The sequence below is a fragment of the Belnapia moabensis DSM 16746 genome (assembly GCF_000745835.1).
In the GTDB taxonomy this organism is placed as follows: Bacteria; Pseudomonadota; Alphaproteobacteria; order Acetobacterales; family Acetobacteraceae; genus Belnapia; species Belnapia moabensis.
The window spans coordinates 64,758-78,182 of sequence record NZ_JQKB01000013.1 but is presented as its reverse complement, the minus strand read 5'-3'; the positions used below and the strand labels follow the sequence as shown (position 1 = coordinate 78,182).

Below are 13,425 nucleotides of genomic sequence, written 5' to 3'. Positions count from 1 at the left end.
TGACGGAGGGCCGGGGCGGCTGTAGAAGGCGCGCATGACCGTGCTCGCCATCCGCGACCTCACCCTCCGCATCGCCGGCCGAACCCTGCTGGAAGGCGCCGACCTCGCCGTCGATCCCGGCCGCAAGGTCGGGCTGGTCGGCCGCAACGGGGCCGGCAAGTCCACCCTGTTGAAGGCGATCATCGGCGATATCCAGCCGGATGGCGGGGATATCCGCCTCGCCCAGCGCGCCCGGATGGGCCATGTGGCGCAGGAGGCGCCGGGCGGGCCGGAGAGCCTGCTGGAGACAGTGCTCGCCGCCGATACCGAGCGCGCGGCACTGCTCGCCGAGGCCGAAGGCCAGCCCGAGCCGCACCGCATGGGCGAGATCCACGAACGGCTGATCGCCATACAGGCGGACAGCGCGCCCTCGCGCGCCGCGACCATCCTCGCCGGCCTCGGCTTCGATGCGGCGGCGCAGGCGCGGCCGAGCACCGAGTTCTCCGGCGGCTGGCGGATGCGCGTGGCGCTGGCTCGCGTGCTCTTCCTCGAGCCCGAATTGCTGCTGCTCGACGAGCCAACCAACCACCTCGACCTCGAGGCGACGATGTGGCTGGAGGGGTGGCTGCAGCGCTTCTCAGGCGCGGCCATCATCGTCAGCCACGACCGCGGGCTGCTGGAACGCTGCGTCGATGCCATCGCCCATCTCGACCGGGGCAAGCTGACGCTGTACCCGGGCGCCTTCGACAATTTCGTCCGCGTCCGCACCGAGCGCCAGGCGCAGCAGGCGGCGATGAACGAGAAACTTGCCGCCGAGCGGGCGCATATCCAGAGCTTCGTCGACCGCTTTCGCGCCAAGGCGAGCAAGGCGCGCCAGGCGCAGTCGCGCATCAAGGCGCTGGAGCGGATGCCGGCGATCGAGAGCGTGGTCGAGGACCATGTGACGCGCTTTGCCTTCCCGGAGCCGGCCGAGCTGGCCCCTCCCGTGCTCTCCATCTCCGGCGGCAGCATCGGCTATGACGGGCGCGTGGTGCTGAAGGGGCTCGACCTGCGGCTGGACCAGGACGACCGTATCGCGCTCCTCGGCGCCAACGGCAACGGCAAGTCGACGCTGGCGAAGCTCTTCGCCGGGCGGCTTTCGCTGATGGGCGGGCGGGAGTTCCGCTCGCCCAAGCTGAAGATCGGCTACTTCGCCCAGCACCAGACGGATGAGCTCGACATGGAGGGCACGCCACTCTCCCACATGCAGGCGGCGATGCCCAAGGCGACCGTCACCCAATGCCGCTCCCAGCTCGCCCGCTTCGGCCTCGACGTGGAGCGGGCGACGACGAAGATCTCCGCCTGCTCGGGCGGGGAGAAGGCGCGGCTGCTGCTGGCGCTCTGCACGCGCGAGGCGCCGCAGCTGCTGATCCTCGACGAGCCGACCAACCACCTCGACATCGACGCGCGCGATGCGCTGGTGAAGGCGCTGGCCGACTATAACGGCGCCGTCATCCTCATCAGCCACGACCCGCATCTGGTGGAGCTGGTGGCGGACCGGCTGTGGCTGGTGGGCAATGGCAAGGTCGAGCCCTTCGACGGCGACCTCGACGACTACCGCGCCTTGCTCGGCGGCGGGCGGCGAGCCTCGCGCAGCGAGCCGGCGGGCGCGGCGCGGCCTTCGGAGCGGCGCGGCCGGGCGGAGAGCCGCATGGCCCTCGCCCCGCTGCGCGAGCGGCTGAAGCAGATCGAGGCGCAAATCGCCAAGCTGCAGGACGAGGCGGCGGTGATCGACAAGGCGCTGGCCGACCCGCGGCTCTACGCCAACAACAAGACCGACCTGATCAACCGCGCCACCACGCGCCGCGCGGTGATCAACAAGATCCTGCCCGGTCTCGAGAGCGAGTGGCTGGAGCTGCAGGAGAAGCTGGAAGCGGCGTAGTCACAGCCGCTCCACCGCCGTCAGCAGGCAACCAGGCCGCGCGGTGTGGATGTTGACGAAGCGCGTCCGCGGGTCGGCGAGGGCGCGGTCCAGCAGCGGCGCGACTGCGCCGCCCTCGCTGATGGCGCCGAGGTCGTAGAGGCACATCTCATCGGCGTCATAGGCGCGGACGGAGACGATGCCATTGGCGAGCACGATGGGGGCGATCTCGTTTGCCGCTTCGAAGCAGGCGCAGTCGCGGGCGTGGAGGAAGATCGGGCTCGGCGTCCAGTAGACGCCCTGCGGATGCGGCAGGGCGTAGCTGCCGAGCAGCATCGCCTCGCCCGGCTCGCCCAGTCGCAGGCAATGGCGGCAGGGGAAGCCAGGACCATTTACGATGCGGTGATGCAGGGGCTGGCCGCGGTCGTCGGTGCCGGTGGCGCGCCAGCGCTGGGCAGTCTCGGTCGGGATGGGCGTGCAGCGGAACCGTGTCATGCGCGGGGTCTCCTTCGCGTGCAGCCTCGCGCGGATGGGGGCAGTGCGCCTTCCGCGGGTTGCGCTGGCATGCGAGGAGCCCAAGCTTCACGCAGGCGCGACCCTTGGGTCCGGTCGCCGGTTCCGCATCATCCATTTCGCGAATCATGGGTATGCGCCGAATGCATTGGCGAGGCGGAGCGATGCGGCCCAATTTTGGCGGCGAGGGCGGTCATGAGCTGCCCAGCCACAAAGGACAGGATAATGCTTCGCTCTGCTCTTCTCGCTTCCGTGATCGCCTTGGGCGCCACCGGTGCCGCGCTGGCGCAGGAAGGTCCGATGCTGGTCGGCGGCGGCGGTGATGGCGGCCCGCGCGTGGTCTATGCCACCCCCTCCACCAACAACATCCTGGGCGGCGCCCAAGTGGTGATGAGCGGCGGCCCGCGCGACCACAGCTACACCTATGGTGCGGTGAACAGCTTCCCGGGCCAGGCCGGCACGCTGGTCGGCGGCCTCGCCGATGGCGGCCCGCGCGTGGTCTACGCGCCGCAGCAGGACAATGGCGGCCTTGCCAGCCTTGGCGTCGGTGCGCCGCGCAGCTGATCGTCCGTGACCCCGGAGAGCTTCGGCTCTCCGAGCCTCAGGCGTAGATGCCGATCTCCGGCGCTGCGCCATCGCGGAGGATGCCGCGATACATGCCGGGCGTGCCGAAGGCGATGCCTGGCTCGCCCTTCGCATCGACGGCGATGAGGCCGCCGCTGCCCCCGCTGGCAGGCACCAGCACCTCCGCAACCTCGGCGGCGGCCTGCTGCACCGGCTGACCACGGTGGCGCATCAGGGCGGAGAGCTCATGCGCGGCGGCGCAGCGGATGAAGGCTTCCCCTACTCCCGTGCAGCTGACCGCGACCGTCGCATCGGCCCAGGTGCCGGCGCCGATCAGCGGGCTGTCGCCGACGCGGCCGGCGCGCTTGTTCGTCATCCCTCCAGTGGAGGTGGCGGCGGCGAGGCGGCCGCTGCGGTCGCGCGCGACGGCGCCGACCGTGCCCATGCGTGCGGGCAGGTCGTGATCGAGGGCGATGCGCCGCGCCGCCAGCGCCGCCTGCAGTTGCTGCCAGCGATGCTCGGTGCGGAAATACTCGGGCGGCGCGAGGCCGAGCCCCTCGGCTTCGGCGAAGTCATCGGCTGCGGGGCCGATCAGCAGCACATGCGGCGTGCGCTCCATCACCGCCCGTGCGGCCGTGATAGGGTTACGGATGCGCTGCACGCCGGCGACGGCGCCGGCGCGGTGCGCAGCACCATCCATCAGCGCCGCATCCATTTCGATCGTGCCGGCGGCGGTGAATGTGGCGCCGCGGCCGGCGTTGAAGAGCGGGCAGTCTTCCAAGGCGCGCACCGCTTGCTCCACTGCATTGAGGGCGCTGCCGCCCTGCTCCAGGATCGCGCCGCCGGCGGCGAGCGCAACCTCCAATGCAGCCCGGTACTCCGCCTCGCGGGCGGCTGACATGTCCTCGCGCAGGATGGTGCCGGCGCCGCCATGGATGACGAGGGTGAAGCTCATGCAGCGGGTCCCGGGATGACGGCGACCTGCGCCGGATCCCAAAGCCAGGGCGGGTCCGGCAGCACATGCACGCCGGCATGGAAGCGCGGTGGCGGGCGGAAGCGGTCCGTGCCGGCCAGCACGGCGGCGCCGCGCGGCGTCGGATGCAGCTGCGCATCGCGCGAGACCAAGCGGTTCGGTCCCTGGCGCAGGCGGTTGATCACCTCGCGCACGATCAGGTCGGTGACGTGGAAGATCGGGTCGCCGTCCTGCAACTTCTGGAACACGGTGGCCTCGTCCGTGGCGCCCTCGGCGATGGCGCGCAGCGCGCGGCGTTCGGTCTCGCCGAGACCGTCGGTCGTCCAGGGGAGGTCGCGCAAGTGGCGGCGCAGCGCCGCGGCGAGGAAGGGCAAGGCAAGCTCCCGCCGGCTGAAGGCGTCCAGCCCGCGCGGGTCGGGCGCGGCGAAGGCGGCCCAGGCCTCGGCGGCCTGCTCGATCTGCAGATCGGAGAGCGGCGTGGGTTGGAGCGCACCGAGTTCAGCATCGCTGAGCGCGGGGAAGCTGCGGTCGCCATCGGCGGGCAGCAGCAGCAGCTTGCCGCGCAGCAGGCGTTTCTCGGCGAGCAGGGAGAGGATGCGAATAAGCGCGATCTGGTCCCAGAGGTCATGCTCGAACCAGAGCCATACGGCCTCGCGCCGGTGCAGGCCGTTGAGGGCGGCATATTCGCGGCCGAGGCGGAGGCGCACGGCGGCCGGGTCCTGCCCTGTATGCAGCGCCACGTAACGCGCGCGCATCCCGAGCCAGGCCATCAGGTCACCATCGTCCTGCGCTGGGCCGACGCAGACCGGGTCGGCGAAGCAGAGGTATTCGCCGGCGATCCCGGCCGACTGAAGGCGGCCGCGGAGGTCGTCGCCGCAGCGCAGATGCAACAGCGGCGTCACCGGCGGCGCGGTCCTGCCTGGCGCCGGGCGAATGCGTTTGCCATGTCGCGCGGCCTTCCGGCCATGCCTCTCCTCCGTCTCCTGCTGGCTTGGTCGGCCGATCTTGGCGAAGCATGCGATGGAACGGCAGCGCCGCGCCACCCCCTTTGCCACGCGAACGGCAGCGGCAGCGGCGTCGCGCAAGCGTGTCATCGGAACCATCGCGTGGAGCGTGCTGGCCGTCCTAGGCTCGCGCAAAAGGCGGGAGGCGCAAGACCATGGCAGTTCGCAACGGTACTGCAGGGCCGGATAGCCTACTCGGAACGACGGGGAACGACCTGATCCTCGCCGGCGCCGGGGATGACCGGATCGAAGGATTGCAGGGCAACGACGCCATCCTCGCCGGCGCCGGGAATGACGTGATCTTCGGCGACAATTTCATCAGCAGCGGCAGCGGGCCGTTGCCGCCACCCTACAATTCCGGCGAGTTCCTGCCCGGTCGCAACCTCATCCTGGCCGGGGCCGGCAATGACCTGGTCAGCGCCGGCTTCGGGATCGACACGGTATTCGGCGGCGATGGCAATGACTCGATCGCCGGCTATGGCGTCTTCGGCGGCAGCCCGACGGGCAGCATCGGTGTGATCGGCGCGGATGGGGCGGACCTGCTCTTTGGTGGCAGGGGCGACGATACGATCGATGGCGGCGGCGGGGCCGACCAGATCTACGGCGGCGCCGACAACGACACCATCGACGGTGGCCGCGGCATCGATCGGCTCTGCGGCGGCACCGGCAACGACCGCTTGCGCGGGGAGGAAGGCGCCGACCGGCTGACCGGCGGGGCCGGCGCCGATACCTTCGTCTACGTCAGGGATATTCCGTTTGGCGATATCGAGACCGGGGTCGGCGCCGGCGCGCGGGACGTGATCCTCGACTTCTACCAGGGCGTGGACCGTATCGACCTCCGCGGCTACGCCAACACTTTCGCCCCGGACCGGGAATCGGTCTTTCTCGGCGAGGGCGAATTCGGCGCGAGCCTCGGCCTTCAGGTCCGCACCGTGATCGAGGAGGGGCGCACCATCGTTCAGCTCGCCGCCGTCTTCGGAAACCCGCCTCCGGACTTCCCGGTGCCAACGCCATCCGGCCCGAACGGCGAGATCGAGCTCGCCGGGGTGTATCAGCTGACGGCGGCGGATTTCATCCTGTCCTGAGGAGGTTCAGTCCATCCTGAGGCCGAGCTTGCGGATGATGGCGCTCTCCTCCGCATAAGTCTTCATGGCGAATGCGGCGTAATCCTCGCTGTTCATGTAGCGCAGCGGCATGTCGTAGCGGTCCAGCGTCTCGACATGCTTCGGGTCGAACAGCGCCTCCCTGAAGGCATCGTGCAGCACCCGCACGATGCCCGGATCGACGCCTTTCGGCGCACCGATGCCGAAGGGGCTGTCGGCGACGATGTCGATACCCACCTCGCGCAGCGTGGGAACGTTGGGGAAGCGCTTGGCGCGCTCCGCGGTCCAGACCACCAGCAGGCGGAGCCGGCCTTCCTGCACCAGCTGCGCCCAGCCGGTGCTGTCGCTGTTCGCCACGGTCTGGCCCGAAAGCACGGCCTGGGTGTTGTCGGCGCCGCCGCGGAAGGGGATGTGCAGCCACTCGATGCCGAGCATCTCGCCGATGCGCTCCATCGTGATGTGCAGCGTGCTGCCGACGCCGGGCGTGCCGTAGGTGACCTTGCCGGGATTGGCCTTCGCGTAGGCGACGAATTCCTGCCATGTCTGCCAGGGCTGGTCGGCACGGACGACGACGCCGAAGACATAGCCTGTCAGGTGCAGGATCCAGCTGAAATCCTTCGCCGGATCGAAGGTCGGACGGCGCGACATGGCCGGCAGGCGGAAGATGGTCACCGGCATCTGGCCGACCAGGTGGCCGTCGCCCTTCGCCTCCTGCGACATGGCCAGGGCGCCGAGCGTGCCGGAGGCGCCGGGCTTGTTCTCCACTATCACGGGCTGGCCGAGCTTCGCGCTTGCCAACTCGCTCAGCACGCGCAGCGGTACGTCGGAGGAGCCGCCGGGAAGCCAGGGCACCAGCATGCGAATCGGGCGGTTGGGGAAGCCGGATTGGGCGATGGCCGGGCTGGCGAGCAACGGCGTGGCAAAGGGGGCAGCGAGCAGGCTGCGGCGGCGCATGGGCATGGATATCTCTCCCGGTGCGGCCTTTCAGGGCCGGTTTCCGGCATGGTCGTGGCAGCGGCGCCAGCGCGCAACCGGCCGGCCAGCGGTTACGCTGCAATTTCCCCTCGCGACCGGATTTAGGCAAAGCCCCTGTAAAGACTTCGCCGATGTGGCGTCTCCGCACCACCCTGGATGGAGCCTGCCGGCCAGGAGAACCTGGCCCGGTTTCGGTGGCGTCACCGGGGGCTGCTGAAGAGGCGGCGCGCCGCGTGAGGTCAGATCGCGCGGAAGAAGTACTCGCCGAGCGTCTTGAGGCCGAGGCGGAAGAGGATGACGGTGTTTGCGGCATAGAGGCTCTGGCTCGTCGGATCCTCGGCGAAGCGCTTGATGAAGCGGCCCTCCAAGATGAAGCACTCGTCCTCGTAGCCAGCCGAGCCCTGGACCAGCACGGCGCGGCCGAGGCCGAGATCATATTTCCCGTTCACCGTCACGCGCCAGTACTGGCCGATGCGGGCGGTGAAGCCGGCGCCAACCTCCTCGCGCGCGCGGCTGGGAATGAGGAAGGGCAGCGGCGGCGAGTAGAGATAGCCGGCCGAGAGCGTCACCCGGCCGAGGCCGAGATTGGCAACGGTGTCCACCAGCCGCCGGTCGGTGATGTTCTCGCCGTCGAGGCGGATGCGGCCGATGGTGTCGAACCAGGTGGTCGGCGCGATGCGCAGCCGGGCGACGTAGTCGGAGGCGCGGCGCTCGAGGCCGGAGCCGACATAGGGGCTGGAAATCTGGTCATCGAGGCGGAAGGAGCGGCCGATCATCCCTTCGACCTGCCCGCCATTGGGGAAGTCCCAGGCGGCGCGGATGGCGGTATCGACGCGGGTGCCGCCCTCCTGCCGGTCGCGGCCGGTGAAGCGGTTGAGGGCGAAGAGATTGGCATCGGTGAACTCGAAATCGATGCTGTCCTCGTTCGGCACCCTGTATTGCGGTCCAGCCCGCGGGCCGGTGACGAGTTGCACGCGCGGCTCGATGGTCTGGCTGCCCCAGGCGCCGGCATAGCGGACGAAGGGCATGCGCCAGTCGAGCGCGGCTCGGATATTACCGTTGAAGCGGTCGCCATTGGCCTCAGGCAGGTTGGTCGGCGGCTCCTGCAGCCCCTGCGAGCGATAGCCGAGGCCATCGGCCTGGATCTTCACCGTCCAGAGGCCGCCGAAGCGGTCCGTCTCCGGCCGCTGCCAGGAAACGCGGCTCGACAGGCGCTGGGTGGAGCTGCCGATGTCGCGGCTGATGCCGAGCAGCCCGGCATCGACGGTGAGGAAGCCGCCGAGATACTTGCCGTGCGGCGCATGCTCGACCACGGCATTGGGCAGGACATAGGGAATCTGCCGCGTGTCGTCGATGCTGCGCAGGCCTTGATAGGCGCGGGCATCGATGCGGGCATAGGTTTCGGTGCCCCAGAAGCCCTCGACATAGGCCTGGCTGGTCAGCACCCGGCGGTACTCGTAGCGGAAGGTGCGGAGGTACTGCTCCGAGCTGGCGCGGTTGAGGTCGACACCGGCTCGCCAGTTCTCGTCAATGGTGAAGCGGCCCTTGAGGAAGATGTGGCCCGCCAGCTCCCGCTTGCCGCCGGTATCGGTGCCGTTCAACCCGCCGATCGAGGCGCTGCCGGTGATCTCGCCGAAATTGAACAGCTTGCGGTATTCGAGGCCGAGATTGGGATACTGCCGCGTCGAGAGGATGGGGATGACGGTAAGGTCAGAGGTATCGTCGATGGCCCAGTAATAGGGCGTCTCGGCGAAGGCGCCGAGGAAGCGGGTATAGCCGAGCGTCGGGAAGAGGAAGCCGGAGGCACGCGGGGCGCTCGGGTCCGGGTGGGAGAGGTAAGGCGTATAGAGCACCGGGACACCGCCGAGGCGGACGGTCGCGTCGCGGTAGCTGATGCGCTGCTCGCCCTTGTCCTGCGTGGCGCGGCGGGCCTCGACCTGCCAGACCGGCGGCGCGGTCGGGTCGTCGGCGCAGAGGTCGCAGGAGGAATAGACGACGCGGGCCAGCTCGTTGATCGTGCCGCCGGTGCGGCGGGCGCCGTTCGCCGCCATGCGGCCATTGGCGGCGAGCAGGGCGCGGACGCCCTCCAGCACGCCGTCGCGGAAGCGGTCCTTCAGCTCCGCCTCATCGGCGAAGAGCACCTGGCCGTCCGGCTCCAGCAGCTGGACGTTCCCGCGGGCGGTGGCGACACCGGTATTGCGGTCGTAGGTGAACTCGTCGGCGCGCAGCAGGCGCTCGCCCTGCCAGGCCTCGACCCGCCCGCGGGCGATGACGAGGCCCTTGTCGCGGTCATATTCCACCTCCTCGGCGGTGAAAGTGACCGGGGCGTTGCGGTCCACCGGCTGCCCGCCGCCGGCGATGCTGCCGAAAGGCTGGATCGCGGACGCGCTGGAGCCGGGGGCCTGACTCGCTCCCGAGGTCGTGCCGGGCGCGGGCGCGACCAGGGAGGGGCGGATGGATGCGTCGAGCGGCGTCACGCTCGGCTGCTCCATCTGCGCCAGGGCCTGACTGGCCGGCAGCAGCGCGAGCGCCCCGCCGAGGAGCAGGCGCCGACGGCGTGCGGGGCGAGGGCTCATCCATCCTCCAGATGCAGCAGCAGGGCGAGGGCGAGCAGCAGCCCGGCCATGGTGGGTGCCCAGGCGGCGATCGAGACCGGGAGCGTCCCGGCCTCACCGAACTCATTGGCGATCTTGTCGAGCACGAAGAGCATGAAGCCGGCCGCGACGCCGGCCCCGATCATCTGCGCTACTCCGCCGCGGCGGGAGGAGCGCATGGAAAAGCTGGCCGCCAGCAGCGCCATGGCTGCGGCGAGCAGGGGCAGCGAGAGGAGGCTCTGAAAGTGCAGCCGGTGCCGCACGGCGGAGAAGCCGGCCCCCTCCAGCACTGCGATGAAGCCGGGCAGCGCCCAGACGGAGAGCGTATCCGGCGAGGCGAAGCTGTTCTCGATGCGCTCGGGCGTCAGCTCGGTCGGGAAGCTGAGCTCCTGCTTCGGTCCCGCGCTGCGGTCGGCGTTGAAGGTGACGGCATCCTCCAGCACCCAGCGGCCGGCCAGCAGCCGGGCCCGTGGCGACTCGATCCGGGCCAGCGGCCGGTCATCGGCCGAGAGGCGCCAGAGCGAGACATCGGTCATGCTGAACCCCTCGCGCGCGGCCTCGCGGTCGGAGACGGGGCGACCGGAGAGGATGGCGACCCCCTGCTCCTCGATGCCACGATCCGCCTGGCGCAGCCAAAGCCGGCCGCCGGCGAGGGCGGTGATGCCGGCGCTGGAGCGGAGATAGGCAAAGTCCATCCGTTCCGCCCGGGCGAGCATCACCGAGGAAAGCGGCGAGATCGCCGCCGTGCCGAGCCCGCCGAACAACAGGGCCACGGCGACCGGGCCGGAAAGGAAGCCCCAGGCGGAGATGCCCGCCGCCCGCGCCACCACCAGCTCCGAGGAACGGGTCAGCCGCCAGAAGGCGAGCAGCCCCCCAAGCAGAATGGCGAAGGGAAGGATCTGCAGGGCGACGAAAGGCAGGCGGAGCCCCGCGATGGTCGCCACCAGGGCGAAACCGGCATCCGGGCGGGTCGCGGCACGGCGCAGCAGCTCGATGAAGTCGAACAGCGAGACGAGCAGCGTCAGCCCGGTCAGCATGGCGAGCGTCGCGCCGAAGAAGCGCCGGGCAACGTAGCGCGTGAGGGTCAGCGCCAGCATCATGGCGTGGCGGCGCCCCTCGGCCGGCGGTTGAGCCACCAGCCCTGCGGCCAGCCCGGTGCGCCAGAGAGGACCCAGGCGGAGACCAGGCCGGGCAGCAGCGTGTTCAGCCAGATCAGTGGGATGAGCCGCGGCGTCCGCGCCGCGAGATTGCCGGCGGTGAGGCCGAAGGCGAGCAGCGCCACCACCACCGCTATGCCAGTGAACAGCCGGAGGCTGCCGCCATGACGGCGGAACTGCCCAGTCAGCGCCGTCGCCAGGGCGACCAGGGCGTAGCTCATCGCCGTCAGCGGGCTGCTCAAGCGCTGATGCGCCTCCGCGATGAAGCGCTTGAGGTCGCGCTCCGGGACGTGCTCGGCCGGGTCGGGGTGGAGCAACTCGTCGAGGGTACGTTCCTGGGCGTTGCGGTAGCGGCTATCGGCCTCGCCGCTGCGGGCACGGGCCAGGTCGACGCTGTTCTCGCTGAAGGAGAGCACGGAGAGGCGGATTTGCTGCGGCGTGCCGGGGGGCGAGCCGGCGGGCGGCGCCACCTTCTCCACCTGCTGGCGCTGGCCGTTCTCGAGGGTGACGCGCGGGCCGTTGGGGCCGGGGGAGATATGGCCCGATTCGGCCAGGATGGTGACGGGGGCGCCGGCCTCGCGGGCGTCATGCACCAAGATGCCGCGCAGCGTGCCGTCCGGGTCGCGGTAGCGCGCATAGACGGTGAGATCGTCGCCGACAGAGCTGAAGACGCCTTCCTGCACCAGGATCGCAGCCAGCTCGTTGCGGATTTCGAACTGCCAGGCGCGGAAGGCGGCCTGGCTGCTGGGCACCACCCAGAGGTTCAGCGCGTAGCAGACCAGCGTCGCCAGGCCGGCTATGGCCAGCACCGGCCGCGCCAGCTGCCATTGCGAGAGGCCGGCGGCGCGCATCACCACCAGCTCCCGGTCCGAGGCGAGGCGGACATAGATGAAAAGGGAGACGACGAAGGTGGTGATCGGCAGGATGATGGCGAAGAAGCTCGGCAGCAGCAGGCCAGTCAGCTCGACGAAGACGCCGAAGGACAGGCCGCGGTCGAGCACTAGCTCGATGAAGCGCAGCGACTGGGTCAGCCACACGAGCGCCGCCAGGCCGATGGTCACGGCGAGCAGCGCGACGCCCAGCTGGCGGAAGATGTAACGATCGAGGCTGCTCATCACGGATCAAGGGTCGGGGGCGCGCACCCTAGCCGCTGGCGGGAGCGGGGGAAAGGATCGGGGTGGACACCGGATCGATGGTGGCCCGGCCTTGCCTCAGGGCAACACCTTCCCTGGGTTCATGATCCCCTGCGGGTCGATCGCGGCCTTGATCCGCTGCATCACCGCCAGTTCCGGCCCGCCGCGCCAGCCCTCCATCATGTCGGTCTTGAGCCGGCCGATGCCGTGCTCGGCGCTGAAGCTGCCACCGAGCTCGCGGACCACCTCGTTCACCGTGTCCATGATGTCATGGCTGCGGGCGAGGAAGGCGGCTGGGTCCATTCCCTCCGGCTGCTGCAGATTCATGTGGATGTTGCCATCGCCCAGATGGCCGAAGGGCACGGGGCGCACCCCTGGGATCAGCCGGCGGCAGGCGTCGGAGGCGCGGCGGATCAGCTCCGGCACGCGCGAGACCGGGACGGAGACGTCGTTCTTCACCGAGGCGCCTTCGCGCTTCTGCGCCTCCGGGTGCTCCTCGCGGATGCGCCAGATGGCGGCACGCTGGGCCTCGCTTTCGGCGATGGCGGCGTCGAGCACCTCGTCGGCTTCCAGCGCCTCCTCCAGCACAGCCTCGAGCAGGGGGCGCAGGCCGGCATCGGGGCGGGTGGAGGCGAGGTCGACCAGCACATAGTGGTCGGCGGGGGTCGAGAGCGGGACGCTGCCGCCCTCGATCAACCGGGCGTAGAAGCCGACGCCGGTGCCGGACATGTATTCGAAGGCGCGCACCGCCGTCTCGTCGCGGTCGCGGAAGCGCCGGAACAAGGCGAGTGCCGCATCCTCGTCGCGGACCGCGCAGAGGGCGACCTCGCTCTCCTTCGGCCGGGCGAAGAGGCGGAGGACGGCGGCCGTGATGAAGCCAAGCGTCCCCTCCGCGCCGACGAAGAGGTGGCGGAGCGCGTAGCCGGTATTGTCCTTCCGCAGGCGGCGGAGGCCGTTCCAGACCTGGCCGTCCGGCAGCACGACCTCGAGGCCGAGCATCAACTCGCGGGCATTGCCGTAGCGGACGGTGGTGTTGCCGCCGGCATTGGTCGAAAGCACGCCGCCGATCGTCGCCGTTCCCTCGGCGCCAAGGGAGAGGGGGAAGAGGCAGCCGGCCTCGGCCGCGGCATCCTGCGCGGATTTGAGGACCAGCCCGGCCTCGGCGGTCATCGTCATGTCGAGCGGGTCGAGGTCGCGGATGCGGTTCATCCGCGCCAGGGAGACGACGATCTGCCGGCCGCCCTCATCCGGCGTCGCGCCGCCGACCATGGAGGTGTTGCCGCCCTGCGGCACGAGCGGCATGCCGGCCGCGGCACAGAGGCGGACCGCCTCGGCCAGTTCCGCAGTGCCGGCGGGGCGCAGCACGCAGGGGGTCCGGCCGCGATAGAGCAGGCGCCAGTCGGCGAGATGCGGCTCGAGATCGGCAGGTTCGGTCAGGATGCCGCGCGGGCCGAGCACGGCGGAAAGACGATCGAGCAGCGGGGGCGAGAGGTCGTCGGGCATGGCGGGAAGGTCGTGCCGAAGGGGGCC

General features: G+C 70.3%; 11 protein-coding genes. 3 read left to right on the top strand and 8 right to left on the bottom strand.

Annotation, left to right across the window (positions count from 1 at the left end):
* Window positions 1-34: 34 nt before the first annotated feature.
* The gene (locus EP26_RS10990; RefSeq protein ID WP_043338529.1) at window positions 35-1,900 is read left to right on the top strand and encodes an ABC-F family ATP-binding cassette domain-containing protein; all 1,866 of its coding nucleotides are present in this window, start codon (window positions 35-37) and stop codon (window positions 1,898-1,900) included.
* On the opposite strand, the gene EP26_RS10985 is transcribed toward EP26_RS10990, so the two are convergent.
* Window positions 1,901-2,374, bottom strand: a complete 474-nt coding sequence (locus tag EP26_RS10985; RefSeq protein WP_043338527.1) for a DUF1203 domain-containing protein — start codon at window positions 2,372-2,374, stop codon at window positions 1,901-1,903.
* A 243-nt stretch (window positions 2,375-2,617) separates the two neighbouring features.
* Between EP26_RS10985 and EP26_RS10980 the strand changes: the two genes are divergently transcribed.
* Entirely contained in the window at window positions 2,618-2,956 is a 339-nt protein-coding gene (locus tag EP26_RS10980; RefSeq protein ID WP_157033490.1) for a hypothetical protein, read from the top strand.
* Between the two features lie 37 nt (window positions 2,957-2,993).
* On the opposite strand, the gene EP26_RS10975 is transcribed toward EP26_RS10980, so the two are convergent.
* Both EP26_RS10975 and EP26_RS10970 read right to left on the bottom strand, forming a co-directional pair.
* Window positions 2,994-3,911 carry an isoaspartyl peptidase/L-asparaginase family protein gene (locus tag EP26_RS10975; protein ID WP_043338525.1) on the bottom strand — a complete coding sequence of 306 codons (918 nt, stop codon included), beginning with the start codon at window positions 3,909-3,911 and terminating at the stop codon, window positions 2,994-2,996.
* Complete coding sequence (locus tag EP26_RS10970; protein WP_157033489.1) at window positions 3,908-4,831, bottom strand: DUF1835 domain-containing protein; 924 nt, start codon at window positions 4,829-4,831, stop codon at window positions 3,908-3,910. Before EP26_RS10970 ends, EP26_RS10975 begins: the two co-directional genes overlap by 4 nt.
* Window positions 4,832-5,088: 257 nt before the next feature.
* Between EP26_RS10970 and EP26_RS31865 the strand changes: the two genes are divergently transcribed.
* The gene (locus EP26_RS31865) at window positions 5,089-6,018 is read left to right on the top strand and encodes a calcium-binding protein (RefSeq protein WP_052389045.1); all 930 of its coding nucleotides are present in this window, start codon (window positions 5,089-5,091) and stop codon (window positions 6,016-6,018) included.
* A gap of 6 nt (window positions 6,019-6,024) precedes the next feature.
* Here the strand turns inward: EP26_RS31865 and EP26_RS10960 are convergent, their stop codons facing one another.
* The 5 genes from EP26_RS10960 to EP26_RS10940 all read right to left on the bottom strand — a co-directional run bounded on the left by EP26_RS10960 (window position 6,025) and on the right by EP26_RS10940 (window position 13,398).
* Complete coding sequence (locus EP26_RS10960) at window positions 6,025-6,996, bottom strand: Bug family tripartite tricarboxylate transporter substrate binding protein (RefSeq protein ID WP_211259419.1); 972 nt, start codon at window positions 6,994-6,996, stop codon at window positions 6,025-6,027.
* Window positions 6,997-7,250: 254 nt separating this feature from the next.
* Entirely contained in the window at window positions 7,251-9,587 is a 2,337-nt protein-coding gene (locus tag EP26_RS10955) for an LPS-assembly protein LptD (protein WP_245624367.1), read from the bottom strand.
* Entirely contained in the window at window positions 9,584-10,705 is a 1,122-nt protein-coding gene (lptG, locus tag EP26_RS10950; RefSeq protein WP_043338613.1) for an LPS export ABC transporter permease LptG, read from the bottom strand. The genes EP26_RS10955 and lptG overlap by 4 nt, the downstream gene beginning before the upstream one ends.
* Entirely contained in the window at window positions 10,702-11,877 is a 1,176-nt protein-coding gene (gene lptF, locus EP26_RS10945) for an LPS export ABC transporter permease LptF (protein WP_043338521.1), read from the bottom strand. The genes lptG and lptF overlap by 4 nt, the downstream gene beginning before the upstream one ends.
* Before the next feature lie 96 nt (window positions 11,878-11,973).
* On the bottom strand, window positions 11,974-13,398 hold the full coding sequence (locus EP26_RS10940; RefSeq protein ID WP_043338518.1) for an FAD-binding oxidoreductase: 1,425 nt from the start codon (window positions 13,396-13,398) through the stop codon (window positions 11,974-11,976).
* Between the last annotated feature and the right edge of the window lie 27 nt (window positions 13,399-13,425).